The organism is Delftia deserti (assembly GCF_042653485.1).
Taxonomy (GTDB): Bacteria; Pseudomonadota; Gammaproteobacteria; order Burkholderiales; family Burkholderiaceae_C; genus Comamonas; species Comamonas acidovorans.
Window position 1 is genome coordinate 1,535,193 of record NZ_JBHSIH010000001.1, and the last position, 23,521, is coordinate 1,558,713.

Annotated in this window: 23 protein-coding genes; 1 reads left to right on the top strand and 22 read right to left on the bottom strand. The window is 65.7% G+C overall.

Going from position 1 to position 23,521, the window contains the following annotated elements:
• Positions 1 to 29 precede the first annotated feature (29 nt).
• The 22 genes from ACFPFG_RS07415 to ACFPFG_RS07520 form a co-directional block, all read right to left on the bottom strand.
• Positions 30 to 419, bottom strand: coding sequence for a hypothetical protein (locus tag ACFPFG_RS07415; RefSeq protein WP_380105840.1), 390 nt, complete (start codon positions 417 to 419; stop codon positions 30 to 32).
• 379 nt (positions 420 to 798) lie between these two features.
• Positions 799 to 1,953 carry a DUF4272 domain-containing protein gene (locus ACFPFG_RS07420; protein ID WP_380105842.1) on the bottom strand — a complete coding sequence of 385 codons (1,155 nt, stop codon included), beginning with the start codon at positions 1,951 to 1,953 and terminating at the stop codon, positions 799 to 801.
• Positions 1,954 to 2,049: 96 nt separating this feature from the next.
• Positions 2,050 to 3,582: a sigma-54 interaction domain-containing protein gene (locus tag ACFPFG_RS07425; protein WP_183018456.1), complete on the bottom strand. Its 1,533-nt coding sequence runs from the start codon at positions 3,580 to 3,582 to the stop codon at positions 2,050 to 2,052.
• Positions 3,583 to 3,653: 71 nt separating this feature from the next.
• Complete coding sequence (locus ACFPFG_RS07430) at positions 3,654 to 3,974, bottom strand: ArsR/SmtB family transcription factor (protein WP_183018455.1); 321 nt, start codon at positions 3,972 to 3,974, stop codon at positions 3,654 to 3,656.
• 148 nt (positions 3,975 to 4,122) lie between these two features.
• The gene (locus ACFPFG_RS07435) at positions 4,123 to 6,645 is read right to left on the bottom strand and encodes a TonB-dependent siderophore receptor (protein ID WP_380105844.1); all 2,523 of its coding nucleotides are present in this window, start codon (positions 6,643 to 6,645) and stop codon (positions 4,123 to 4,125) included.
• An 86-nt stretch (positions 6,646 to 6,731) separates the two neighbouring features.
• Positions 6,732 to 7,781, bottom strand: a complete 1,050-nt coding sequence (locus tag ACFPFG_RS07440; RefSeq protein ID WP_380105846.1) for a siderophore ABC transporter substrate-binding protein — start codon at positions 7,779 to 7,781, stop codon at positions 6,732 to 6,734.
• A 64-nt stretch (positions 7,782 to 7,845) separates the two neighbouring features.
• Positions 7,846 to 8,808 (bottom strand): iron chelate uptake ABC transporter family permease subunit, encoded by a 963-nt coding sequence (locus ACFPFG_RS07445; RefSeq protein WP_380105848.1) that lies wholly within the window; start codon positions 8,806 to 8,808, stop codon positions 7,846 to 7,848.
• Positions 8,808 to 9,812 carry an ABC transporter permease gene (locus ACFPFG_RS07450; protein ID WP_380105850.1) on the bottom strand — a complete coding sequence of 335 codons (1,005 nt, stop codon included), beginning with the start codon at positions 9,810 to 9,812 and terminating at the stop codon, positions 8,808 to 8,810. The genes ACFPFG_RS07445 and ACFPFG_RS07450 overlap by 1 nt, the downstream gene beginning before the upstream one ends.
• Positions 9,809 to 11,602, bottom strand: coding sequence for an ABC transporter ATP-binding protein (locus ACFPFG_RS07455; RefSeq protein WP_380105852.1), 1,794 nt, complete (start codon positions 11,600 to 11,602; stop codon positions 9,809 to 9,811). The genes ACFPFG_RS07450 and ACFPFG_RS07455 overlap by 4 nt, the downstream gene beginning before the upstream one ends.
• A complete protein-coding gene (locus ACFPFG_RS07460; protein ID WP_380105854.1) occupies positions 11,596 to 13,410 on the bottom strand; it encodes an ABC transporter ATP-binding protein in 1,815 nt (604 codons plus the stop codon). Before ACFPFG_RS07460 ends, ACFPFG_RS07455 begins: the two co-directional genes overlap by 7 nt.
• Before the next feature lie 153 nt (positions 13,411 to 13,563).
• Positions 13,564 to 14,571 carry a FecR domain-containing protein gene (locus ACFPFG_RS07465; protein WP_380105856.1) on the bottom strand — a complete coding sequence of 336 codons (1,008 nt, stop codon included), beginning with the start codon at positions 14,569 to 14,571 and terminating at the stop codon, positions 13,564 to 13,566.
• Positions 14,572 to 14,585: 14 nt separating this feature from the next.
• A complete protein-coding gene (locus tag ACFPFG_RS07470) occupies positions 14,586 to 15,104 on the bottom strand; it encodes a sigma-70 family RNA polymerase sigma factor (RefSeq protein ID WP_013803359.1) in 519 nt (172 codons plus the stop codon).
• Between the two features lie 137 nt (positions 15,105 to 15,241).
• Positions 15,242 to 16,555: an SGNH/GDSL hydrolase family protein gene (locus tag ACFPFG_RS07475; RefSeq protein ID WP_380105858.1), complete on the bottom strand. Its 1,314-nt coding sequence runs from the start codon at positions 16,553 to 16,555 to the stop codon at positions 15,242 to 15,244.
• A 225-nt stretch (positions 16,556 to 16,780) separates the two neighbouring features.
• Positions 16,781 to 17,317 (bottom strand): YbbD family protein, encoded by a 537-nt coding sequence (locus ACFPFG_RS07480; protein ID WP_183018448.1) that lies wholly within the window; start codon positions 17,315 to 17,317, stop codon positions 16,781 to 16,783.
• Positions 17,247 to 17,432, bottom strand: a complete 186-nt coding sequence (locus ACFPFG_RS07485) for a hypothetical protein (RefSeq protein ID WP_183018447.1) — start codon at positions 17,430 to 17,432, stop codon at positions 17,247 to 17,249. The genes ACFPFG_RS07480 and ACFPFG_RS07485 overlap by 71 nt, the downstream gene beginning before the upstream one ends.
• A 56-nt stretch (positions 17,433 to 17,488) precedes the next feature.
• Entirely contained in the window at positions 17,489 to 17,737 is a 249-nt protein-coding gene (locus ACFPFG_RS07490) for a hypothetical protein (protein ID WP_380105861.1), read from the bottom strand.
• Entirely contained in the window at positions 17,737 to 18,099 is a 363-nt protein-coding gene (locus ACFPFG_RS07495; protein ID WP_380105863.1) for a hypothetical protein, read from the bottom strand. The genes ACFPFG_RS07490 and ACFPFG_RS07495 overlap by 1 nt, the downstream gene beginning before the upstream one ends.
• Before the next feature lie 263 nt (positions 18,100 to 18,362).
• Entirely contained in the window at positions 18,363 to 18,689 is a 327-nt protein-coding gene (locus ACFPFG_RS07500) for an SEL1-like repeat protein (protein ID WP_380105865.1), read from the bottom strand.
• Between the two features lie 121 nt (positions 18,690 to 18,810).
• Positions 18,811 to 19,047 (bottom strand): RHS repeat-associated core domain-containing protein, encoded by a 237-nt coding sequence (locus ACFPFG_RS07505; RefSeq protein WP_380105867.1) that lies wholly within the window; start codon positions 19,045 to 19,047, stop codon positions 18,811 to 18,813.
• A 367-nt stretch (positions 19,048 to 19,414) separates the two neighbouring features.
• The gene (locus ACFPFG_RS07510) at positions 19,415 to 20,929 is read right to left on the bottom strand and encodes a tripartite tricarboxylate transporter permease (protein ID WP_183018444.1); all 1,515 of its coding nucleotides are present in this window, start codon (positions 20,927 to 20,929) and stop codon (positions 19,415 to 19,417) included.
• The gene (locus tag ACFPFG_RS07515; RefSeq protein ID WP_183018443.1) at positions 20,929 to 21,498 is read right to left on the bottom strand and encodes a tripartite tricarboxylate transporter TctB family protein; all 570 of its coding nucleotides are present in this window, start codon (positions 21,496 to 21,498) and stop codon (positions 20,929 to 20,931) included. The genes ACFPFG_RS07510 and ACFPFG_RS07515 overlap by 1 nt, the downstream gene beginning before the upstream one ends.
• Before the next feature lie 216 nt (positions 21,499 to 21,714).
• A complete protein-coding gene (locus ACFPFG_RS07520; protein ID WP_013803365.1) occupies positions 21,715 to 22,674 on the bottom strand; it encodes a Bug family tripartite tricarboxylate transporter substrate binding protein in 960 nt (319 codons plus the stop codon).
• 100 nt (positions 22,675 to 22,774) lie between these two features.
• On the opposite strand from ACFPFG_RS07520, the gene ACFPFG_RS07525 reads away from it, so the two are divergent.
• A complete protein-coding gene (locus tag ACFPFG_RS07525; RefSeq protein WP_183018442.1) occupies positions 22,775 to 23,497 on the top strand; it encodes a response regulator transcription factor in 723 nt (240 codons plus the stop codon).
• The last annotated feature ends 24 nt before the right edge of the window (positions 23,498 to 23,521 follow it).

The window sequence follows — 23,521 nt, forward strand, 5'->3', positions numbered from 1 at the left end:
GGTAGTCCGTATCTACGGGCAACGATGACCTATTTTGCCATTTGCTCAAGAGTTAATCTTGGGCAATCTTGGCACTCCCTTGGAATATTTTCAAATATCACATCATTTCCCACCATGATGCTATTCATTGGCGGTTCAAGATACCAATATATTGAGCCATTCAGCCAAAGATCCACCACAGCGCTTTCAGAAATAAGTCTGCCTGTTTTCACTTCATACAGACGCACAGTCATGGGCATTTTCATCTGGTGATAAATCAGTTTCTGGGCCAATGGCACGTAATAGTACTCAACCCTGTAAGCGCCGCGCGGACTGATGCTCTCACCTTGTTTCCTTGGTGTCATGAAAAGCAAAAGCAATACCGCAACCACCACTCCCAGGATGATAAATATCCATTTTTTACCATATTTGACTTTCACAAAATCATCTCCTGAGCATCCCTTATATAAAACCCCGGCTAGATCACCCAATTTCCAGGATTTATCGGACTTTGCGAGAGTTGCTGGACCGCTCTCCCGGCGAGCGCTGTCTGGGCCTGATCGCCGCCGCCGATGCGCTCAAGCTGGGCCATGTCAGCGGTGTGCCGTCCCATGTGCAAGAGGGTGGGATGCGAGCTTTGCGCATGTGGCTGATGCAATCCCGCAGGCCGCGCCCGTTCCGGCAGATCGAAAGCTTTCTCCCAAGGAATTGCAGGCCACGTGCAGGTATGCATTCGACCGGATTTTCAGATAGGGCAAGCAGTGCAATAGTGCTCGCCCCGATCCGCATGGGTTCTTGATGCGCCCTGTGCAGCACGCCTCAGGTCGGCGTATCCACGTCATCCCAGTCATTGCCCTCGAATCGCACCAGCCAGTTCAGCGCATGGTGGCGCTCCATGAGCACGTCGGCGCTCAGCCCGGCTGGCGCGGGCTGCTGTTGCACCTGGGCCTGCCGCACGATCCAGTGCAGGCGGTAGTGCTGGTCGAGGGAGTCGAGGATTTCGCTGTCGGGCCGCATGCGTGCGGCATGCAGGGCGCCTTGCAGGTCGCCCGCCTGCAGCAGGGTGCGCGAGGTGAGCGGCACGTCGCAGATGGCGTCGGGGAACGGCAGCGTATCGACCAGGCCCAGCGCCCATTCCAGCAAATACGCGGCTTCGTAGCGCCAGCCGAACTTGGCGATGGCCTCTTCGGAGGGCCGGGCAGTGGCCATGAACTCGCGCTCGTTGGGGGTGAGCGCGGCCTGGGCGGCCGGCAGGCGCTGGAACAGCTGCTCGGGCGTGAGTGGTTCACCACCGTTCAGTGATTCGGCGCGCACGGCCACGGCGAGCAGGGCGAAGGCGCGGGCGGCGATCTCGTCGGGTGCGCGCATGCGCAGTTCGGGCTCGGAGATCAGCGGCGGCAGGCTGGCCGCTGGCGTGAAGCCGCGCTGCGCCAGCGCCTGCTCGCTGCGCTGCTTGCGCTGCCAGGCCTGCTGCGGATAGGGCAGCGCGGCCTGGTCATCAGGCTCGGCGCCGTTGGCATCCAGCAGGATGCGGCCTTGCGGGTCGCGGATGCTGCCGTCCTTCAGAAAGGCGATGGCGTTGGCGCGCTGTGCCCAGCCGGCAAAGGCATCGAGCTGGGCCGGCGCAATGCCCAGGCTCAGGTGCTGCTGCACGCGCTGGATGTGGCGCATGGCGTGGTAGCGGTTGCGCGTCATCTGCCCATCGCCGCGCCCCAGCACATAGCCGACAAAGCCGGAAAGATGGGGTGCCAGCTCAGGGTCCGAAAGATCACGGCGCCCGGCCAGCGTGTGCGGAAAGTCAAGCGCGGGAAGGTCCCAGACGGTGCAGTAGGCGTTGATGAGTACTTCGTCTTCTGCGGCATCCGACTGGGGTTCGTGCTGCTGGTGCTGGGTTTGCTGGTGTTCCTGTTGGCGAGCGGGCTCGGGGGCGGGCTTGCTGAATGCGGTCCTGAGGCGGGCGAGGAGGTGTTTCATGTTCACGGGCTTGGTTCCGGGATTGCTTCCGGGATTGAGAACAGCAGGAATCGCCCTGCCTCTTGGCCACGGTACGGCCTGCAGATGGCGGGTGACTCAGCCTCCCAGCTCCAGCACCGCCATCCGGTCATACAGCGTGGCCCGCGAGATGCCCAGCTGGCGCGCCGTGGCCAGTTTGTTGCCGCTGTTGGCGGCCAGGGTGGCGGTGATGGCCTTGCGTTCCAGCTCGGCCACCTGCTGGGCCAGGGGGCGCAGCAGGTCGGTGTCGGCGGGGCTGTTGTGGGCAGGGGACGGGGCGAGCGCAGTCTCGGGGCCGGGCGCGGGGGCGGCGGGTTCCACGCCGGATGAGCGCAGCACTTCGCGCAGTTGTTCTGCGTTGATGGCGGTGTCTTCGCTGCGCATGGCGGCCTGCTCCAGCACGTTGCGCAGCTCGCGGATGTTGCCGCGCCAGGTCTGGCCGGCCAGCAGGGCCAGGGCGTCGGGCAGCAGTTCTGGCGGGGGCATGTCGTTGCGCAGGGCCAGTTCTTCGGAGAGGACTTCGACCAGGGCCGGGATGTCGCGCCTGCGTTCGCGCAGCGGCGGCACGCGGATGGGCAGCACGTGCAGGCGGTAGAAGAGGTCTTCCCTGAAGCGGCCGTCACGCACCATCTGCGGCAGGTCGCGCGAGGTGGCAGCCACCACGCGCACGTCAAAGCGCACGAGCTGGTTGGAGCCCAGCGGCTCGATCTCGCCCTCCTGCAGCGCGCGCAGCAGCTTGGCCTGCAGGTTCAGGGGCATGTCGCCGATTTCGTCGAGGAACAGCGTGCCGCCGTCGGCCAGCCTGAATTTGCCGTCGCGCGGCTTGCGGTCTGCGCCGGTGTAGGCGCCGGGGGCAACGCCGAAGAATTCGGCCTCCAGCAAGGCATCCGGCACGGCGGCGATGTTGACGGTGACGAAGGGGCCGCCGGTGCGGGCCGATGCCGCGTGGATGGCATGGGCCAGCAGTTCCTTGCCGGTGCCGGTTTCGCCCAGCAGCAGCACGGGGCTGAGCGACTGGGCCGCGCGGCGTGCCTGGCGCTTGACCTCCACGGCCGCCGGGCTGCTGCCGACAAAGCTGGCAAAGCTGTATTTGGCGCGGCGCTCGCCCTGCACGGCCACGCGCAGGCTGCGGTTGCGCTGGGCGGCCAGCTCGCGCCGGGCCTCGTCCAGGTCGCGCTGCAGAACGGCGAATTTGCTGATGAGGGGCTGCAGCGTGGTCTCCGGCTGGTCGAAGAGCACGATGCCGATGGCGCCGATGACCGCGCCCGCATCGTCCTTGAGCGGGATGCGGCTGACCACGAAGGTGCCGGCGCGGTTGGTGAGCAGGTCGATGAGCACGGGCTCGCCGGTTTCCAGCACGCTGCGCATGCGGGTGTTGGGGATGACGTCCTCGACCATGTGGCCCAGGAAGTCGTCCACCGAGGCCACGCCCAGGTCGGGCAGGAAGCGCTGGTAGCCCTCGTTGACCCAGACGATGCGCCCTGCCCTGTCGGCCAGGAACATGCCCTGGCTCATGGTGGAGAACAGCTGGAACATGGAGCGCGCTGCCAGCGCGAGGATGCCGTCGGCATCGAGCGGCAGGGGCTGGACCAGGGTGGGTGTGGGCGGCATGGATGGCATCCTAGCCGAGTCGCCTTGAGTCCCCTTGAGATCCCTTTTTGCCGCCTGCGGGTCTGCCGCGCTCAGCCCTGCGCGATGGCGACCTGGGCGCAGATGGCGCGGCACATCTGCGCCGCCTGCGCGTTGGCGATGAAGTAGTAGATGCTGACGCCTTCGCGTCGCCGGCCCAGCACGCCGGCCTGGTACAGCGTGTTCAGGTGCTGGGACATGTTGGGCTGCGTGGTGGTGATGTCGGCGAGCAGTTCGGTCACGTTTTTCTCGCCATTGCACAGCACGCTGATGATCTTCAGGCGCACGGGCGCCGCCATGGCACGGAACAGCTCCGCAGCGCTCTCGAACACGCTGTCGTCGCTCAGGTCCATGCTGTCATTGCGGCTGTCCATAGGCGTCTGTCATCCTGGTAATGGCGGGTGGGCAGGAGGGCCGGCATGCTCGCCGCCCCATCGGGCTAGTTTATAGCCCGCAGGGCGGCAGCGCAGGCTCGGCCCGGCTCGGGCTCGGCTTGATATACGGCAGGCGCCGTGCCATCGCTCAGAAATCAACCGTGGCCGACAGCATGAAAGTGCGCGGCGCGCCCAGACCCAGGCTGGTCCACAGCGGCGTGGCCCAGTAGGCCTTGTTGGCCACGTTGGTGATACTGCCGCGCAGCGTGAGCGGATGGCCGGCCGCCGTGGTCACATAGCGCGCGCCAACGTCGAACACGGTGCGGCCCGGGACGGACAGCGAGTTGTCGGCATTGATGTACTGCCTGGAGGCCGTGGTGGCATTGGCCGTCAGCGTCAGGCCCTGCAGGGCAGGCACGTCCCACTCCACGCCCAGCTTGCCCTGCAGCCGGGGCACGCCCGCTGCCAGCTTGCCCTGGTTCACGCCGCCTGCCGTGCGGGTGAGCTTGGGCTGTACGTAGGCAATGCCGCCCATCAGGCGCACGCCCGTGGCCACGTTGCCGAAGAAGCCCCATTCCACGCCCCGGTTGCGTTGCTCGCCGCCGAAGGAGAAGACGTTGGAGACAGGATCGGTGTAGCCGTTGGGGCGCTGGATCTCGTAGAGGCTGAAGGTGTGGGCGAAGTCGCCCAGGTCCAGCTTCAGGCCCAGCTCCTTTTGCCGGGATTTGTAGGGAGCGAACACTTCGCCCGCGTTGGCCGCCGTCATGGGTGCGGTGGCGCCCTGGCTCAGGCCTTCGATGTAGTTGGCGTAGACCGAGACACGCTCGCTGGCCTTCACCAGCAGCGCGGCGGCGGGTGTGGTGGCGCCTTCGTCATAGCGCGCGGTGCGCGCGCCCGTGGCCACGTTGAAGGTGTCGCTGAGCACCTGCTGTCGGCGCAGGCCCAGGGTGAGCTGCACGCGGTCCTGCGCAAAAGACAGGGTGTCGGCCACGCCGATGCTGGTCAGCCGCAGTTCGGTGCGCGAGATCGGGGGCGCGTTGAAGCTGGTGGCCGGGCCCCAGACGGGGTTGTAGATGTTGGTGATCCAGTCCTGGGCCAGTACGTTGCGGCGGCCGAACTGCTTGTCGGTATGCGTGTAGTAGGTGGCGTTGAGCGCCCACTGGTGGCCCACGCCGGCCGTGTTGAACTTGCCCTTGAGGCCGGCCTCGGCCGACTTCTTGTCCATCTCGAATCCCAGGTCGGCCAGGTTGGTGCGGTAGTCGCCGGCCGTGTTGAAGACCTGGATCAGGTAGGCGCCCGTGGAGCGGTACCGGGTCTTGCTGGTGCCCACGGCGGCATAGGCCGTGACGCTGTCGCCCAGGTCGAGTTCGCCGCGCACCATGGCGCCCTTGTCCTTGGTGTCGTAGAAGGCCCAGCTGGGGTTGAGCAGGGTGTCGGCCTTGGGCGGCCTGGGCACGGGCAGGCCTGCGGCCAGGTTGATGCCGCGGTTCAGGCCGTCGGTGCGGTCATCGCTGCTATACAGGTCGGCCGACAGGCGGGCACGGTCGCCGCGCCAGTCCAGGCCCAGCGAGGCCAGCCGGGTTTCCTTTTCCTGGTGGTTCACGGCGCCGTCGCCGTCGCGCAGCACGCCGTTGAAGCGGATGCCGAACTGCTTGCGCTCGCCAAAGCGACGGCCCAGGTCGAGGTGGGCGCCCAGTTGCGCATCGGACATGAAGGAGGTGGTCAGCCGCGTGAGCGGCTCATCGCCCGCGCGCTTGGGCACGAGGTTGACCGTGCCGCCCACCGAGCCGCCGGGCGGCATGCCGTTGAGCAGGGCCGAGGGGCCCTTGAGCACGTCCACGCGCTCGAACATTTCTGGCGATGCGCGGTAGAACGGCGCCACGCCGAACAACCCGCCAAAGGTCACATCGCCAATGCTGGAGCTGAAGCCGCGAATGGAGTAGTTCTCGCTGATGATGCCGGTCATGCCCGTGCTGAACACGGTGGGGTCGGCGGCCGAGATCACGTCGGTGATGTCGCGGGCCTGGCGGTCGGCCATGAATTTCTCGGTGTAGCTGATGGTGTTGAAAGGCGTCTCCATGAAGTCCTTGTCGCCCAGCAGGCCCATGCGGCCGCCGGTGGAGACCTGGCCACCGGCATAGGCTTCCGGCGCCTGCTGAGCCTGTGCGCGCACGGTGACGGCGGGCAGGAGCACGCCGCCCTCCACGGGCGCTGCGGCGTTGCGGTCGCGGCCCAGGGTATAGCTGCCGTTGGCCTCGCGCAGCGCGCGCAGGCCCTGGCCGCGCAGCAGCTCGGCAAAGCCTTCGGACACGCTGTAGCTGCCCGACAGGCCGGCACTGCTGCGGCCTTGCAGCAGGCTGGAATCCACCGTCAGCTCCACGCCGGCCGCTGCGGCAAAGGCGTTGAGCGCCTGGCCCAGCGGACCGGCGGGGATGTTGAAGGCGCGGCGGGCCTCGCCGGGTGCCGCCCCGGAGGCAGCTCCAGATGCGGCCCCCTGGGCAGCCGCCTGCGCCAGCGCGGACGGCATGGCCACGGCCAGGCCGCCCAGTGCCAGGCCCGCCATGCAGAGCATTTGCACGGCGATGGCCGTGTGCCTGGAGGCAAAGGCCGGGTGCGGCAGGGCGCGCGATGCGCCGTTCTGCGCGGGGCGGGATGGATGGCGTAGTGCCATGCGGGACTCCTTTCGATTCGGGTAGGCGTTGGGTGTTTCACCTTGTCTTCCGAACGAGAAAGCCAAACCCTCAATCGAGAATGCGATCAATTTGCAATCGCAGCAGCCACCGGGCCCGCGCCCGCTGCTGGCGCATCGCCGTAGCCCTTGAGCACGTCATCGACCATGAGCTTCACCGAGGTCACGCTGGCCGCCGTGACGTACCAGGCCTCTGAATCGACGAAGACCACGCGGTTGTTCTTCCAGGCACGGGTCTGGCGCAGCAGCGGGTTGTCCATGCCTGTGGCGTCCATGCCGGGGCGGCGCTGCATGATGGCCGTGCGGTCGATCACGTAGAGGATGTCCGGGTTGGCCTGCTGTATGAATTCGCTGGAGACGGGCTGGCCATGCAGGTCGGCCTCGGCCGCCGTGCTGGCGGGCTTGACGCCCAGTGCGTTGAAGACAAAGCCGTAGCGCGACTGCGGCCCGAACGAGCTGAAGGCGCCGTTGTTGTGCATGACGATGAGGGCCGTCTCCGCACGGCCGTCGGTGGCGCGCTTTGCCTGGGCAACCTTGTCGTCCATCTCGGCGGCCTTGGCGCGCGCCAGGTCCTCCTTGCCGAAGATGCGGCCCAGGGTCAGCATATGATCGCGCACGGTGTCCAGGTGCCGTGCGCCGCTGTTCCTGAAGTCCACATCGAAATGCAGCGTGGGCGCAAAGCCGGACAGCTCCTGGTAGGCGCTGGCCTGGATAGGCGAGATCAGCACCAGGTCAGGCTTGAGCGCATGCACGCGCTCCAGGTTGGGCTGGACGATGGAGCCCAGGTCCTGCACGCCGGCATCGTCCTTGTACCGTGCCAGGAAGTGGGGCACGAAGTCCTTGGGCATGCCGGCAATGGGCACGCCCAGCTGGTCGAGGAAGTCGGCCTCGTTCATGTCCAGCGCGGCCACGCGCTGCGGAAGGTGCTCCACCACCGTGGTGCCCAGCTGGTGCTGCACGGTGACGGGCTTGAACCCGCCGGCCGCCGCCTGCGGCGCTGCGGCCTGTGCCGACGGGGTGGCGGGCCGGTCGCAGGCCGACAGGGCCAGGGCAGCAGCCAGGGCCAGGGCCAGGGCCAGCATGGAAGCGTGATGGGGAATGCGGAACAGACGGGTCACGGGCTTTCTCTCCTGAAAAATGGAATGCATTGCGTTGACGGTTTTTGGAGGCTTGTGGGCACGCTCAGGCCCGGTCGCGCCCGCGCACCATGAGCGCGAGAAAGTAGCTGCCGCACACCAGGTTGACGAGGATGCCCACCGACGTGCGGTAGTTGAAGACATGCTCCACCGCGAGTTGCGCCGCGATGAAGATGGACACGGCCACGGCGCAGCCCAGCGGCAGCGTGACCCGGTGGCGCGCCGTGCCCGCCAGCGCATAGCTGATGTGGGCCACGAAGATGCCCATGAAGGCCGTGGGCCCCAGCAGGCTGGTGGACACCGCCACCAGCGCTGCAATCAGCGCCAGTTGCAGGCGCAGCTGGCGCTGGTAGTGCACGCCCAGCGAGATGGCCTGCTCGCGCCCCAGGGCCAGCACATCCAGCACGGGCAGGCTGCGCCGCACGATCACGCAGGCCACGGCCACGATCAGCGCCGACCACAGCAGCTGCGCAGGCCGCGCGCGGTTGAACGAGGTATAGCTGTAGCCCTGCAGCACCGAGAATTCGCCGGGGCTGATGCGCAGTTGCACGAACTGCGTGAAGGTGCCGATCACCATGCCCAGCACCAGGCCCAGCAGCAGCAGGAAGTACACGTTGTCGCGGCCCCCGCCCAGCAGCCAGCGGTGCAGGGCCCAGGAGTAGCCCAGCATGCAGGCCACCGACAGCCAGAAGTTGCCGGCGGGCCCCAGCACCACCAGGCTTTGCACGCCCATGGCCAGCACCAGCAGCGCCTGCAGCAGCAGGTAGACCGCCTCGTAGCCCATGATGGCGGGCGTGAGGATGCGGTTGCCCGCAAGCGTCTGGAAGACGATGGACGACAGCGCAATGCAGATACCGCCGATGACGATGGCCGACAGCCGCGTCAGCCGCCGTGCAATGACATAGCCGAAGTCCAGCCCCGAGCCCAGGAGCACGAAGCAGGCCGCCAGCGCGGCCACCACCACGGCAGCCGCAATCCATGCGGTTGTGTGAGGCAAGGCCTTGCGCATCACGGCCTCCTGCGCAGGATGAGCGCCAGAAAAAGCACGCCGCCCACGCCGCCCGCCGTCAGGCCGATCGGCACCTCGAAGGGGTGCATGATCAGCCGGCCCACGATGTCGCAGGCCAGCAGCAGCGAGGCGCCGCTGAGCGCGACGATGGGCAGGGTGCGGCCCAGGTTCTCGCCGCAGCGCAGGGCCACCAGGCTGGGAATGACCAGGCCCACGAAGGGAATGGCGCCCACGGTGATGACCGTGGCCGAGACGGTGACCGCCACCAGCACCAGGCCCAGCGTGGCCAGCGCCGGATAGCTCAGGCCCAGGCTGGTGGCCATGCCCTCGCCCATGCCCAGCACGGTGAAGCGGTGCGCAAACGCATAGGTGAGCGCCACGATGGGCACGATGAGGTAGATGATTTCGTAGTGGCCCTGCACGATGCGCGAGAAGTCGCCCAGCAGCCAGCCCTGCATGCTTTGCAGCAGGTTGTGGCGAAAGGCGTAGAACTCGGCGATGGCGCTGAGCACGCTGCCGTACATCAGGCCCACCACGGGCACCAGCACCAGGTTGCGCAGGCGCATGCGGCGGATGATGGCCACGTACAGCAGGCTGGCGCCCAGGCAGAACACCAGCGCGAACACCATGCGCCAGGCCACGCCCCACGCGCCCGAGGTGAAGGCCGAGGCGGGCGCCACCGTCAGCGACACCAGAATGCCCAGCTTGGCCGCATCCAGCCCGCCGCAGGTAGCAGGCTCCACAAAGCGGTTCTGCACGATCTGCTGCAGCACCACGCCGCACACCGACAGACCTACGCCCGTGAGTACCAGCGCTGCCAGGCGGGGCAGCCGGCTGGCCGTGAGGGTGAGCCAGGCATCGCCCGACAGCGACAGCAGCTGCCCCCAGTCCACCTGCCGCGCGCCGGTGAGCACGGATGCGCAGCACAGCGCGGCAAACGGCAGCAGCCATGGCACCAGGCGCGGGGCCTGCGTCTTCGTCCCTGGCTTCGCAAGCGGGTTCAACGAAGGTCCTCGCCCGTGTCCGTTCCCGTGCGCGTTCCCGCAATGCGCCAGCCCTTGGCGGCACGCCGCCGCGCCAGAAAGCGCGCGTACAGGCCCTGGGCCTGCGCCAGCTGCTGCGGCGGGCCCTGCTCGCTGACGCAGCCCTGGTCCAGCACGATGATCTGGTCGGCCATGGCCACGGTGGACAGTTGGTGGGCAATCACGATCAGCGTGCACCGGCCGCGCAGCCGCGCCAGCGCCTGGGCGATGGCCGCCTGGTTCTCGGCATCCAGCGCGGCCGTGGCCTCATCGACCAGGAGGATGGGCGCATCCTTGATGAGCGCGCGGGCAATGGCGATGCGCTGGCGCTCGCCGCCCGACAGGCGCGCCCCGCCCTCGCCCACCGGCGTGTCCAGGCCCTGCGGCAGGCGCTCGATGATCTCGGCCACGCCGGCCTGGCGCGCGGCCTCCATCACCTTGGCATCGCTGGCCTGCGGGCGGCCCATGCGGATGTTGTCGGCAATGGAGCCCTGAAAAAGGTAGCTGTCCTGGAAGATCTGGCTGATCTGCCCGGCCAGCCGCTCGCCCGCGATCTGGCGCACATCCATGCCGCCCACCAGCACGCTGCCCTGCTGCACATCGAAAAAGCGCGCGATCAGCCGCAGCACGGACGACTTGCCAGAGCCCGAGGCGCCCACCAGGGCCGTCATCGAGCCCGGCTCCACACGCAGGCTCAGGCCGCGCAGCACCTCGGGCTGGCCCGGCGCGTAGCGGAACACCACGTCGCGCAGCTCCACCGAGGCATCGCGCGGCGCCTGGGGCACGGCAGGCTCGGGCAGCGGCTGGACCGCGAGGATGTCGCGCACGGCATCGAGCTGCACGCGCGCGGCGCGCAGCGAGTCGGCGTAGCCGGCCACCTCCAGCAGCGGATCGACATGGCGGCAGGCCAGCAGCAGGGCCACGATCACGGGGATGGCGGCGGCCATGCCCATGCCCTGTGCGGAGGCGGCACCCAGGCTCTCGTCCAGCCACAGTGCGCCGGCCACCAGCAAGGCCGCAAAAACGGCCTGCACGGCCCAGCCGTTGAGCACACCAGACAGCGCAGACAGGCGTATGGACTGCGCGCCCGATGCGCGCTGCCGGCCCAGGGCCTGCTCCAGCCTGTGTGTGCCACCGCCTTCGCCGTTGAAGGCGCGCAATACCGACTGCGCCTGCGCAAACTCCACCATGCGCTGGCTGGCGCCGGCCATGCTGCGCTGCAGGCGCTCGTCGGCGCGGCGGGCCATGCGCGCCGTGGCCCACAGCACGGCGGCCAGCAGCGGCAACGCCAGCAGCGCGATCAGGCCCATGCGCCAGTCCAGGGCAAACAGCGCGGCCACTACGGCAACGGGCGCCACGGCGCCGCTGAACACGGGCGTGAACACATGGGCGGGCAGCTGGGCCACTTCCATCATTCCCTGCGAAACGACGTGATTGAGCCGGGCCGTGTTCTCAGGGGTGAACCACCCCACGGGCAGCCTGGCCACATGGTCACCCAGGCGGTGGCGTGCCACGCGCAGCACGGCGGCGCCCAGGCCCAGGCCGGCTTTTTCCACCTGGCGCTGCCAGGCCCAGCACAGCACCACGCCGGCCAGCAGCACGGCCAGCCAGGCCGCGGCACCACGCACATCGCCCGCCAGCAGGCGCGACAGCACAGGCACAAGAGCGGTGACGACCAGGCCGCCGAGCAGGCCATGCAGCACGGCCATCCAGGCATAGCGGCGGAAAAGCCGGGCATCGTCGCCCAGCAGTTGCATCAGGGTCTTCAGCATGGCGGCAGCTCCGGGGCCAGGGCGGGGGTGAAAGGCTGGGCTTGCGTGGGCGGGGGTGCATACCCGCCCAGCGCCCACAGCCGTGCGTAGCGTCCGCCCAGCGCCAGCAGCTCGGCATGGCGGCCGCGCTCGCGGATGGCTCCGCCCTCCACCACCAGGATCTGGTCCGCATGCATGACGGTGTCCAGCCGGTGGGCGATGACCAGCAGGGTGCGTCCGGCGGCCAGGCGCGACAGGGCTTCCTGGATGGTGGCCTCGCTCTCGGCATCGGCGGCGGCCGTGGGCTCGTCCAGCACGAGCACGGGCGCATCCAGCAGCACGGCGCGCGCAATGCTCACGCGCTGCTGCTCGCCGCCGGACAACTGGGCGTCTTCGCCGATCACGGAGTCATAGCCGCGCGGCAGCGCCAGGATGCGTTCATGGATGTGGGCAGCGCGCGCTGCCTCCTCCACCTCTTGCGCGCTGGCCGAGGGCCGGCCCAGCGCAATGTTCTCGCGCACGCTGGCGTGCACCAGGCGCACGTCCTGCAGCACAAAGGCCAGGTGGCGGTACAGCTGCCGGGTCTCGATCTGCCGCAGGTCCACCCCGCCCAGCGTGATGCGCCCTTCGTTCGGGTCGAAGAAACGCAGCAACAGCCGGGCGAGCGTGGACTTGCCCGCGCCCGAGGCACCGACCACGGCGGTCACCGTGCCGGGCCTGAGCGTGAAATCCATGCCCTTGAGCACGTCATGCCCCGCCTCGTAGGCATGGCCAACGCCTTCGAAGCGGACTTCGCAGCCTTGGGGCAGCCTGCATTGATCGGCGGCCGGTTGCTCCAGCACGGGCGTGCGCAGCAGCGCCTGCACGCGCTGGGCGGCGCCCGTGGCGTGGTTGAGCGCATGCAGGTTGAAGCTGAGCAGCTGCAGCGGCGCGCTGATGCCCGGCGCCACCAGGGCAAAGGGCAGCACGTCCACGGGCGCCATCCAGCCCAGGGCCGTGAACAGCGTGCCGAAGGCCAGCACCACGCCCAGCACGGCCACGGGCGCGATCAGCGCATTGGCATTGGCGCGCGCCGACACCAGCGGGCGCGCAAAGCCGAGGAAGGCGTCGGTAAAACCATCGACGGCCTCGCGGTAGCTGCCATGGGCGCGCCCGCTGGCACCAAAGGCCTTGACCACGGGAATGCCGTGCACAAACTCCACCACGGCGTTGTTGATGCGCGCCAGCCCCGCGCCAAAGGCCGGCATGTGGGCGCCGCTGGCCTGCATGGCATGGCGCATCACCAGAAAGAAGATGCCGAACGGCAGGGCGGAGACCAGGGCCATGCGCCAGTCCATGGCCACCAGGTAGACCGCAGAAGCGGCCACCGTGCCCGCACCGCGCCCCACCGTGGTGTAGAAGTGCGCGGTCAGCTCGTGCAGGGTGGCCACGTCGTCCTGCATGGCCTGCTTGACCTGGCCCGAGGCCCGCTCGGTAAACCAGCCCAGCGGCACGCGCGCCAGCCGCTGCATGGCCGACAGGCGCAACTGGTGGGTGAGGCGGTTGTCGGCCAGATGGGCGACCAGCTCGCTCGACGACACCAGGGCCATGCCCGCGAGCAGGCAGGCAAGGCACAGCGCGATGACGCGCCAGGCCTCGGCCGCCACCATGCCGCCATCGGCCAGCGCCAGCCGCGCGATGTGGGCAATGCCGGCCAGCGGTGCCAGCGCCAGCACGGCGCCCGCAAACGACAGCAGTGCGGCAAGAACAAGCTGCGCGCGGATGGGCTGCAGCGTTTGCGCAATGGGGCCGGGGGCGGCCTGGGCGTCATCGGCCTCGGTGGAGTGCATGGGATTTCCTGGAAGGCATGGCGGGACAGAAAACAAGGGCTCTTGCCTGTCTTCCGAACGAGAACGCCAAACCCTCAATCCGCAGGGCAAGGAAGTTGAATCAGCCGGTAACGGGTTCCGAGAGACGGGGAAGGCGCCGCGATGAATGGCGCCTCAGCCTGCCGCCAGCACCGTGACCCAGTAGCGCGTGCGCGAGACCACCTGCACGGGCAGGCCCAGCGCCAGGTTGTGCAGGGCGCGGTCGGTGTCGCGCAGCGAGAACACGCCCGTCACGCGCAGGCCGGCCACCTGCGGGTCGCAGCGCAGCAGGCCCGTGCGGTAGCGCGCCAACTCGGCCACCAGCTCGCCCAGCGGCATGTTGTCGGCCACCAGCACGCCGCGCGCCCAGGCTGCGGCACTTTCCTGCGTGGCCACCGGGGACTGGGCCAGATCACCGGAGAAGACGGCGCCCTGCCCTGCCTCCACGCGCACCACCTGGCCCGGCGCCCGGGCGGGACGCACTTCCACCGCGCCATCGAACACGGCCACGCGGGACTGCTCATCTTCCTGGCGCAGCGTGAAGCGCGTGCCCAGGGCCTGCACCGTGCCGTGGCGCGAGCGCACGCGCAGCGGGCGCGGCGCGCGTTGCGGGTCAGGCGCAGTGGTCACGAGGATTTCGCCGGCGCGCAGCAGGATCAGGCGTTCGGCCCCGTCAAAGCGCAGGTCGATGGCCGAGGCCGAGGCCAGCACCACCTGCGTGCCGTCCGGCAGCGTGATCTCGCGGACCTCGCCACGCGCCGTGCCATGGCTGGCGGCGGCGATCTGCCAGGCATCGGTGCCGCGCACCACATGGGCAATGCCACCGGCCATGGCCATGAGGCCCAGCACCTGCACGGCGCGGCGGCGGCCACGGCGTGGCGCCGGCGACGCAGCGGAGGTGTCCGCCAGCGTATGCCGCGCAATGCCGCCGGGCACGCTGCGCAGCTTGTCGTCAAAGGCCTGCAGCCGACGCCAGGCCAGCTCGTGCCGCGGATGCTCGGCACGCCAGCGGACACAGGCGGCGCGGTCTTCGTCGCTGGCGTCATCGGCCCACAGCCGGGCCATCCATTCGGCGGCGCGCTGGACAATGGCCGGCTCCAGCAGCTCGCCGGAGGCGTCGGAAGATGCGGGCGATGAGGACATGCGCGCGGAACCGTTCAGCACACAGGGCCGTGCAGCGCCTGGTAGCAGGCCAGCAGGCCGGCGGCGATGTATTTCTCCACCGAAGACACGGATACGCCCAGCTCGGCCGCAATGTCGCGGTAGGCCATGCCGTCCAGCTTGCACAGCAGCAAGGCTTTGCGCGCCTTGGGCGGCAGGCCGTTCAGCGCGGCATCGATCTCCACCAGCGCCTCCAGCGCCAGGGCACGTGTTTCTTCGGAGGGCGCCATCTGCTCAGGCAGCAGGGCCAGCGCTTCAAGATAGGCCGCCTCCACGCGGCGGCGCCGGTACAGGTCGATCACCAGGCCGTTGGCAATCTGGGTGAGATGGCGGCGGTGCTCGTCGGCCGGCGGAACACGGCCGGTGCGCAGCAGTTGCAGGTAAACGTCGTGCGCCAGATCGGCCGCATCAAAGGCATTGCCCAGCTTGCGGCGCAACAGGCCGCGCAACCAGCCGTGGTGATCGGTGTAGAGAATTTCGACTTGTTGCTGAAGCGCAAACTCGGCGGCGGCCACGATACCCCTCCCTGTATCCCGGGGCACAGGCAGGCCTGGGATGAATGACAAATGAGAACCATTTGCATTTTATAGGGAGACAGCCCCGCCGCCGCCAACGCCACCATCAACGCCACCTCCACCGCGTGCAGGCGCGGCTAGCGCGGCGGCAGGCCCGGCAGTATGGCGTTCAGGTCCACCGCGTCGGCCATGGCGCGATTGCCTTCGTCGCCAGGATGCAGGCGGTCGCCCGAGTCGAAGCGCGCCGCCATGCGGGAAGGATGGGCGCCATCACGCAACACGGCATCGAAGTCGATCACCGCATCGAAGGCACCGCCCTGGCGTATCCAGGCGTTCACCTGCCGGCGCAGATCGTCCTTGTCGTCCTGGTAGTAGTCGTCCAGCGGCGTGCCTGGCAAGGCGCCCTCGAAGGGCGGCAAGGTGGCGCCTATCACGCGCAAACCGTGGCTGCGCGCCCTGGCGATCAGCTGGCGATAGCCCTCTGCCATGTCCTGCAGCATGGGACGCGGCGCCTGCCGCGCAAAGGCCGTGCCGGGCCAGGAAATATCGTTGATGCCCAGCAGCACGATGAGGCTGCGCACACCGGGCTGGGCCAGCACATCACGCTCCAGCCGAGCCAGCGCATGCTCGCCCATGCCATCGGACAGCAGGCGCGCGCCAGAGATGCCAGCGTTGACCACGGCCGCGCCGTGCGGCGCCAGGCGCGCGGCCAGGAAGTCCGGCCAGCGGCTGTCCCGGTCCAGGCTGGCCGTGGCACCGTCGGTGATGGAGTCGCCCATCACCGCTACCACGGGCACCGCGGGCGCCGCGGTGTCGGCCTCGACCTGAATACCCGCCAACAACGGGCGGGCCGTGCTGCTGATTGCGCCAGGGTCCGAAGTCCGCAGCGCCGCAGCAGCGGACTGGTCGCCCGCCACGATCCAGCCGGTCTGGCGCCCATCCCAGTGAAAGCTCTGCACAGGCGTGGCGCCGGGCAGGTACAGGCTCACGGCCACCTGCGACAGCGCCGCCAGAGGCAAGGCCACAGGGTCGCTGACCAGGTATGCGCCTGCGGCAATGCTGGCTTGCGCGCTGCCGCCAAAGGTCACGGCCTGCAGGCTGCCAGCATCAATGGCGCCCGCCGGCAACGACTTTGCCACGGTGGCCCTGCCCACCGTCACAGGCTGGCCGCCATAGGCGTTGGACAGCACGATGCGCAGGCGCGGCCCGCCCAGGCTGATGCGCGCCACCTGGCGCACGGTCTGGTCCTGCAGCACAGCGGGCAGGTTGGTGGGAAAGAGGAAGTCCGCCCCCCAGACCGGCTGCGGGCTGGCCTGCCAGGTGGCGGCCCAGTTGGAGGCTTCAGCCGAATCCGCCGGCACCGTCGAATCCGCCATGGTGGGCGTGGAAATCACAAGCGCCAGAAGGACCGCGCCCGAGGCCGTGGAAAGCGATGGAAAGGGTTGCCGCATGCAAGGAATCCGATGTCTGTCGATGACGGGATCATGGATTCAAGGGCTGCGCGGGACTAGACGGTCTGCGGGAACACCATCTGTGAATTTAATTCACGATAACAGCTATGCCGTGCCCGGGTGGCAATAAACAGGGCGGGTTTCAGGAGATTGCTGCAGGAGCGATGTCAGGCTGAGGCGATCTTCTGCCGGCAAATGCACATATCCTGGATTCCACTGTGGAAATTACCTGATATTCAGTTTTCGCATTTCAGGCTTTAATTCTTCAAGCCTACAGTATTTCTTTGCCATTTCATCAGCATATACAACTGAGCTAGATCTTATGCCAGTTGTTGCCTTCGTTAAATAATATATTTCTTGATTAGAATTCATTTCCCCTATCAGATATAAATTCTCCCCAAAACCATCCGATGAATCCTGAAAAACACACCACCCCGATTTTATTTCCCTAACTCCTTTCTGAAGAATCGATAGTCCTTCCCTTGAAGCCTCAATATTCATTTTTTCTCGAAAATCAACATATTTACTCTTTTCAAGCTGGAAAAACATATAAAAATAGTTTGTTTCAACGTGAGTATATATTCTTATATTAAAAGCCTCTTTTGGCAGGAACCCGGGGATCCATGACGTATATCCTTTGCCATATTTCTTCAAGTCCTCATAGGAAGAGAACGTACTCTCCTCCTGATTTTCAGCCGTTGAAATCAATAGAACAAATATCAGGAATATAACTCCAGAGATCAACGCAAAGAATATCTTCATCTTTTTCTTCATTTTTTATATATTCAGTATCCATCACGTCCAAGATCAGCTTTTCGCCACTGATCTCCAGTTTTTCCGACACGCCAGATGGGGTAAGCAGTCCGTCTGTTTCCATGAATTTTGTGCAAGCAGTCAATTAATAGAACATGCCAAAAATTCGACACAATGCATTTATTTATTTTTATTGAAATCTTTCTGGCTTTTCTTCTTTTTATTACCTGTCAAAATGGCAAAAACAATAAATGCCACGCCCAAAAATATACCACCCCATTCCCCAAAAAAATCTAGAATCGGCAACATCAACCAACAAATAAAATAGAATGGAGATGATTTCAATCCTGACTGAACATTGACTCCATCGGGCAACCCAAGTGTGACAACAATGAAGAAACAACCAATTAAGAAAAGTAATTTTTTCACTATCTTCCCAGGAGAATAATTCTTAATCCTCTCTTCCAATCATCTTCAACATCATGAGCATTGGAGAATGGATCCAATTTTGGATCGAATGGCATTTTATACGCAGGATCTCTACCTGCAGATATGCAACGGCATCCCTGTGCAGGATCTGCTGTTGAATTTTCAGGGGGGATGAAGTCCGTGGATTTTTTCGAATCACCAGATTTTAAAATAAGTGAATTTTTATCGGAACAATCCCATTCGACACATGGAAGATCAAGTGGATCTTCTGGATACCCCGGATTTGGCGCTTGCGTCATGTTCGCAGCAGCCTCATATGCTGCACGACGAGGCAGATCGCTAAGCAAAATAGGTCTTGGCATTTTTCTTCGTGGATAGCATGTTCCCGCCGCAGGGGGACCAATTGAGTGTAGACCCACCGAGCCTATCCAATTCAATGGATTTTTAGGGTAATTTAAATGATTAGTCCCGCCCAGTCAACCAATCGGATCCTGATTGATATAACGCCCCACCACCGGATCGCAATACCGATGCCGGTTTTAATACAGCCCCGTCTCCCTGTCATGGTGCTGCCCTGGCAGCCAGAAGGCCTGGTGCATCTGCTTCGGATTGTGTTTCTGAATTGTTATTTTTTATTTGATGGATTTTTTTCAAGAAATAATTTATTTATCTCAACATTGTCTTTCCATTTTTTTGCTAGCGAATTTGCTTTCTTTTTGTTTCCGTTGTCATAAAAATGCTTCACATAGTTGAATTGCGCTAGTTCATGACCTAACAAGGCAGCTTTTTCCAGCCAAGTCAGGGATTCTTCCTCATTGTATTCAGAGAGTGTATAGTATTCGTAAAGCCCATAAGAAGCCTTGGGATCAGTTTCGGCCTTATTTTCAAGATCAAGGATTTCATTTGAATTTAAATGATATATCAATCCGGATGATTGATCTGAATTGGCCATGTGGGTCATTGTTATGAGCATGAATAATATGAAAATGTACCGCATCATTTCCCCTTTGACGAAGGGTTGAAATCTATCATCTTTCTCCGGAAAGAGATTTAAATAGACCAGCCCCATGGATCTATGCCAATATTTGGGTTTTGGGGTAATTGTAATAATTAACACCTCCATTCAAGCCGATAGGATCCTGATTGATACAACTCCCCACCACCGGATCGTAATACCGATGCCGGTTGTAATACAGCCCCGTCTCCCTGTCATGGTGCTGCCCCGGCAGCCGGATCGCCTGGTGGATGCCTTGCGGGTTGTACTCCTGCAGCACATTGCCCCAGGGGTCCAGCTTGGCAGCCCAGGCCACCTGGCATGAGGGCCAGGGCTGGCGTGTGGTTGGGGTCTTCCTGGTCGGGCAGGCCTGCAGTGATGGCTTGTACCAGCAGGTGGGCCCCGCCTTGGGGATCGCCGTTGGCCGTGGTGCCCAGGCGTACCAGGGGCGTGAAGCTGCCCGGTTCGTAGATGGTGTGTTCTATGTGGCGCGTGTCACTGCCGTGCTGCAGACGTTCCGTGCGGATGAGGCGGTCGCCGTCCCAGCCGTAGTAGTGGGTGCGGCCTGATGACCCGCATCAAGGCGCGCCAACAAAAAAAGCCCCTGCCTCGAAAGGCAGGAGCTGTCAGGGGCCCGGGGCGCCATGCGTGGCATCGCCGGGCCGGCTAGCAACGGGTTGGCATCAGCCGGCAGCCGCCTCCGGCGACGGCTTGGGCTGCAGGCGCTTGAGCACGCGCGGCACGATGAGCACGCAGGCCACGATGATGATCAGCGTCAGCGACATGGGGCGCTGCAGGAAGATCCACCAGCTGCCTTCGCCGATGGACACGGCATTGCGCATCTGTGCCTCGGCCAGGGGGCCCAGGATCATGCCGACCACGACGGGCGCGGTGGGGAAGTCGAAGCGGCGCATGATCACGCCCAGCACGCCGATGCCGTACAGCAGGAACAGGTCGAAGGCGCTCTGGCGCATGCCGTAGGCACCCACGGTGGCGAAGATCAGGATGCCGGCGTACAGCTGGGGACGCGGGATCTTGAGCAGCTTGACCCACAGGCCCACCATGGGCAGGTTGAGCACCAGCAGCATCAGGTTGCCGATGTACAGCGAGGCGATCAGCGCCCAGACCAGGGCGGCCGAAGAGCTGAACAGCTGCGGGCCGGGGTTGATGCCGTAGTTCTGGAACGCACCCAGCAGCACGGCCGTGGTGTTGCTGGTGGGAATGCCCAGGGTCAGCAGCGGGATCAGCGCGGCGGTCACGGTGGCGTTGTTGGCGGCCTCGGGGCCGGCCACGCCTTCGATGGCGCCCTTGCTGCCGAACTCGGCACGGTTCTCACCCTTGGCCAGCTTCTTTTCGGTGGCGTAGCTCAGGAAGGTGGGGATCTCGGTGCCGCCGGCAGGGATGCAGCCGAAGGGTGTGCCGATGACGGTGCCGCGCAGCCAGGCGGGCCACGACCGCTTCCAGTCGCGGCCGGTCATGTGAACGCGGCCCATCCTGTTTTGCGTATCGACGACCTTGCCTTCGTACATGGCGGCATACAGCACCTCGGCCACGGCGAACAGGCCCACGGCCACGAGCACGATGTCCACGCCGTCCAGCAGCTCCATCTTGCCCATGGTGTAGCGCGCAGCGCCGGAGATCTGGTCCATGCCGATGCAGCCCAGCGCCAGCCCCAGGAACAGGGCCGTCATGCCGCGCAGCGCGCTCTGGCCGAGCACGGCACTGACGGTGGTGAAGGCCAGCACCATCAGCATGAAGTACTCGGGCGGGCCCAGCTTGACGGCAAAGTCGGCCACCGAGGGGGCGAACAGCGTCACGACCACGGTGGCCACGGTGCCGGCCACGAAGGAGCCGATGGCGGAGGTGGCCAGCGCGGCGCCCGCGCGGCCGCTCTTGGCCATCTTGTTGCCCTCCATGGCCGTGACCATGCTCGCGGTCTCCCCGGGCGTGTTCAGCAAGATGGAGGTGGTGGAGCCGCCATACATGGCGCCGTAGTAGATGCCCGCGAAGAAGATCATCGAGGCGGTGACCTCGACCTTGGCGGTAATGGGCAGCAGCATGGCCACAGCCACGGCCGGGCCGATGCCGGGCAGCACGCCCACGGCCGTGCCCAGGGCACAGCCGACCAGAGCCCACAGCAGGTTGGCGGGTGTGATGGCGGTGGCGAAGCCCGCCATCAGTGCGTCAAAGATTTCCATTACAGCCACCCTGTCTCAGTCAGGCCCGGCAGGTTGATTGCCAGGAATTGCGTGAAGGCCCAGAACACGGGCGCCGAGATCAGCAGTCCGGTGATCACATCCTTGGCCCAGGTGATGGGCTTGCCCGCCTGGGTCTGGCCACCGGCGCGGCGCAGGCCCTGTACGGCCAGCACGTAGCAGATGGTGCAGCTGACGATGAAGCCTGCCGTGCCGATCAGCGCGGCATTGACCATCAGGCCGGCCGACACCCAGACGAAGGCACCGATGTCGGCGCGAGGATGGCCACCCGGGGCGGAGGCTTCGCGAAAGCCGCCCGTGCGAGCCTCCCAGACCAGCCAGGCGCCGCAGACCGCGAGCACCACGGCACACAGCCAGGGCAGGAAATTGGGACCGACGCCGCCGTAGCCGGCATCGCCGGGAATTTGCAGCGCGCCGAAGGCCAGGCCTGCAGCGACGAGCAGCACGCCGGAGCCGACGATGGTCTGCGCGCGAACCGAGGGAAAGCCGCTGGGCTCATCGGCCTGGGCGGCATCCGTGGCAAGTGGATTGGGTTGTGAGGACTCGGACATGGTCAGTTCCTGGCCGCAGCGGAACCGGCGACCGGGCCGGCCACCGCTGCAGACGTGGGGAAAAAATTAAGCCGCCGGGGCCTGCGAGCCGCTGGCGCGGCGCGCGGGCATCTTCCGCTTCTTGGAGCAGGCGCTGCGACTGATGCCTGCCGTGGCCCGCAGCAGTGCGGGCCTGTTGCCGCACCGGCCCCGCAAGAGGCCTATGCGGCAGTTCGATCACACCATGCCGGACTTGACCATGGTGGCGCGCAGGCTCGCGAACTCCTGGTCCACGAACTCGCCGAAGGCATCGCCGGCCAGCCATGCAGGCGTCCAGTCGTTCTTCTGCAGAGCCTCGGCCCAGGCCTTGCTCTTGGTGGCCTTCTCCAGCATGGCGACCAGCGCATCGCGCTGCGGCTTGGTGATGCCTGGCGCGCCGTACACGCCGCGCCAGTTGCCGATCTCCACGTTGATGCCCTGCTCCTTGAGCGTGGGCACATCCACGCCCTTCAGGCGCTGGCCCGAGGTCACGCCGATGGGCTTCATCTTGCCGGTGCTGATGTACTCGGCGAACTCGCTGAAGCCGCTGCCGCCCACGGTGACGTTGCCGCCCAGGATGGCGGAGATGGCTTCGCCGCCTCCACGGAAGGCCACGTAGTTGATCTTGGAGGGATCGACGCCGACTTCACGCGCGATCATGGCTGCCGCAATGTGCTCGGTGGAGCCGCGCGAGCCGCCGCCCCACTTGACGGAGCCCGGGTCCTTCTTGAGCTGGGCGATCACCTCGGCCATGTTCTTGAAGGGCGAGTTGGCGGGCAGCACGAACACGTTGTATTCGCTGGTCAGGCGCGCCAGCGGCGTGGCCTGCGTCAGGTTCACGGGCGGCTTGCCCGTGATGATGCCGCCCAGCATGACGGCGCCCATGACCATCATGGCGTTGGGATCGCCCTTGCTGCCGTTGACGAACTGCGCAAGACCGATGGCGCCGGCGGCGCCGCCCTTGTTGTCATAGGTGACAGAAGCAGCCTGACCAGCGTCCTGCAAAGCCTTGCCCAGGGCACGGCCCGTGGTGTCCCAGCCGCCGCCGGGGTTGGCCGGCAGCATCATCTTGACGGCGACCGCAGCCTGCGCAGACAGCGGCAGGCTGCCTGCGGCGGCCAGTGCGGCCAGCGACTTCAGAAAAGTATCACGACGCATGGTTTGACTCCTTATGTTGTAAGGCTGTCGATGATCGGTTCGCTACCTGTCAAATGGCTGTCCAAACCCCTAGGGGAATCCCTAGATCGCTCTTGGCGCGATGGCCTGCATCGCGCCCGGTGCTAACGTGCGGGCCATGCAATTGCTGCTCGTAGAAGATGACAACGCCATGCGCACCACGCTGCAGCGCACGCTGATCCGGCGCGGCATCCAGGTGGAGACGGCGGCCGACGGCCCCTCGGCCCTGGCGCAGTGGCTGATGCGCGAGCCCGACGCCGTGGTGCTGGATTTGAGCCTGCCCGGCCTGGATGGCCTGCAGGTGCTGGAGCGTGCGCGCGGCCAGGGCCTGCGCACGCCCGTGCTCATTCTGACCGCGCGCGGCACCGTGGGCGACCGCGTGCTGGGCCTGAACGCCGGCGCGGACGACTACCTGGCCAAGCCCTTCGACCTCGACGAGCTGGAGGCCCGGCTGCGCGCCCTGCTGCGCCGCAGCAGCGACAGCTTCGCGCCCAAGCCGCCGCCCGAGACCATTGCCATGGGCGCGCTGCGCTACGACAAGGCCAGCGGCGCCATCCACCGCGATGGCGAGATCATGGAGCTGACGCCCCGCGAGCTGGCCCTGATGCACGCCCTGCTGGCACGCCCCGGGCATGCCGTGGCCAAGGAGCGGCTGTTCGCGCTGGTGTTTCCTGGCGAGTCCGATGTGCAGTACGAGGCAGTGGAAGTGGTGGCCTACCGGCTGCGCAAGAAGCTGTCGGGCACGGGCGTGCAGCTGGTCACGCTGCGCGGCCTGGGCTATCTGCTCAAGGCCGAGTCGGCCTGACGCATTGCCGCGTTCCTGCACCGC